The sequence below is a fragment of the Amphibacillus indicireducens genome (assembly GCF_039539605.1).
GTDB classification, from domain to species: Bacteria; Bacillota; Bacilli; order Bacillales; family Amphibacillaceae; genus Amphibacillus; species Amphibacillus indicireducens.
In genome coordinates this window covers 1-2,271 of sequence record NZ_BAABDL010000062.1, presented here as the reverse complement: position 1 = coordinate 2,271, position 2,271 = coordinate 1, and the positions used below count along the sequence as shown (strand labels likewise).

Annotated in this window: 2 protein-coding genes; both read left to right on the top strand. The window is 36.2% G+C overall.

Features of this window, described 5'->3' with window-relative positions:
• Positions 1 to 95: 95 nt before the first annotated feature.
• Complete coding sequence (locus ABD814_RS05890) at positions 96 to 803, top strand: response regulator transcription factor (RefSeq protein ID WP_344911282.1); 708 nt, start codon at positions 96 to 98, stop codon at positions 801 to 803.
• Entirely contained in the window at positions 787 to 2,172 is a 1,386-nt protein-coding gene (gene pnpS, locus ABD814_RS05885; protein ID WP_344911280.1) for a two-component system histidine kinase PnpS, read from the top strand. Before ABD814_RS05890 ends, pnpS begins: the two co-directional genes overlap by 17 nt.
• Positions 2,173 to 2,271: the final 99 nt, after the last annotated feature.

The following is a 2,271-nucleotide window of genomic DNA, read 5'->3' as shown; positions in this document are numbered from 1 at the left end:
AAGTTTTTTTGTGTTAAAAGGCTATATATCAATAAAAACGAAGGTTTTTACTATAAAACTTTAGACAATACGGTAAAGACAATGGGGGTAGGAAAATGAATCAAAAGATACTGATTGTTGATGATGAAGAATCAATCGTTACATTGTTACAATACAATATTGAAAAAGCAGGATTTGATACCGCTGTTGCCTATTCAGGAACAGAAGCATTTGACAAGGCTCTAAGCGAGCCATATGACTTAATCGTCTTAGACTTAATGCTACCGGGTATGGAAGGAACGGAAGTCTGTAAACGATTAAGACAAGAGAAAGTTGATACACCGATATTAATGTTGACAGCTAAGGACGATGAATTTGATAAAGTGCTTGGTTTAGAGCTAGGTGCAGATGATTACTTGACGAAACCATTTAGTCCGAAAGAAGTTGTTGCACGAATTAAAGCAATTTTACGTCGAACAAACAAACAAACAGAGAATGAACCGAAACAATTAAAAGTAGGTCAGCTCGTGATCTCTCCAGAACAATATGAAGTTACCATAAATGGTGAAGAACTTGCATTTACTCGGAAAGAATTCGAATTACTCGCTTATTTAGCAAGGCATAAAGGTAAAGTATTGTCTCGAGATCAACTGTTAAGCGCTGTTTGGAATTATGATTTCTCAGGAGACACACGGATTGTAGATGTGCATGTCAGTCATATTCGTGAAAAAATCGAGCCTGATACTAAACAACCGATTTATATTAAAACGATTAGAGGATTAGGCTATAAAATGGAGGAGCCTGCGATTGAAAAAATCAAGTAAGTTTACCTTTTCAGTTTTTATTACAATTACTAGTTTCCTATTGCTTGGTCTGATCTTTATGATTGTTCCACTTGTACAAGGAAGCGATCGAATCGTCGTTGTTCTTCTATTAATTGGTGCACATGCAGTTGTTTTTATGATGCTTTATCAAATATACCTGACATACTTGAAGCCTAATGAGCAAATTAAAGCAGTGCTAGCGGAACTAATCAAAGGCAACTACACTGCGCGATCCTACGAAAAGAGCCATCATGGTGTTGATCATTTAGGCTATGCCGTCAACAAGCTTGCATTTAATTTACAAAACTTGAATCGCCAAGATAAAATGCATTCAAGACAACTGCATACAGTCATTGAAAACATGGAAAGTGGCATCATGCTCTTGGATACAAAAGGCTATGTTCAATTAATTAATCGTAAGTTTACTGAACTATTTGATAAAACAGAAGCTGAAGTGACGAATCAACTATACTACCAAGTATTAGATCAAAAAAAGGTTTATCAGGCTGTTCAAGATGCTTTCCTATATGAAGAAACATTTAAAAATTCAATCACAATAACAAAAGGTCAAAACCGATTGTTTATCGAGATCGTTGCTGTTCCTTTTTTTAATGAAAGCAATGATTTGAGAGGACTTGTATTTGTTTTTCATGATATCACTGAACTAAAACATGTTGATCAAATTCGAAAAGACTTTGTTGCTAATGTTTCACATGAGTTGAAAACACCAGTTACATCAATTAAAGGATTTGCTGAAACAATGCTCGATGATGACGCAATTGAGCCCGCGATGATCCATAAGTTTTTAACGATTATTTACAAAGAAAGTGACCGACTGCAATCACTCATTCATGATTTGTTAGAGCTAACAAAACTTGAACAGGAAGAATTTAAAGTAGAACTTAAGCGGATTAATTTTTCAGTGATTGTAAATGATTGTGTGACTTTTGTGAAAGAACTGGCACATAAACGTGATCTTGAGCTCAAGCTTAATGTCGATTCTGATCTCTTTTTAACCGGTGACGGAGCAAGGTTGAAACAAGTGATTTTAAATTTACTTTACAATGCAATTAGTTATTCAAAGGATCATGGTCAAATTGTTGTGACTGCAAAAAGAACTCATCCATGGATTGAATTGACGATCAAAGATAATGGAATTGGCATTCCGGAAGAGATGATTGATCGAATTTTCGAGCGATTCTATCGGGTTGATCAAGCACGGAGTCGTGAAACAGGTGGGACTGGATTGGGCTTAGCAATTGTTAAACATATTGTTGAGGCACATGAAGGTGTGATCGAAGTTGATAGTCAAGTCGATATCGGCACAACATTTAAAATATTAATCCCGATTACACATGGCCTTAGCTAAAACGAGTTCAACGACTCGTTTTTTTATTGTTGTGTGCCCAGCATGGGTGCAGACTCTAGGGTGAAAGTCCCGAACAGTGAAGGCAGTAGTAGCTGTAGC

Excerpts from the sequence above, each read along its gene's own strand:
- ABD814_RS05890 (WP_344911282.1), top strand. The coding sequence starts at position 96 with ATGAATCAAAAGATACTGATTGTTGATGATGAAGAATCAATCGTTACA.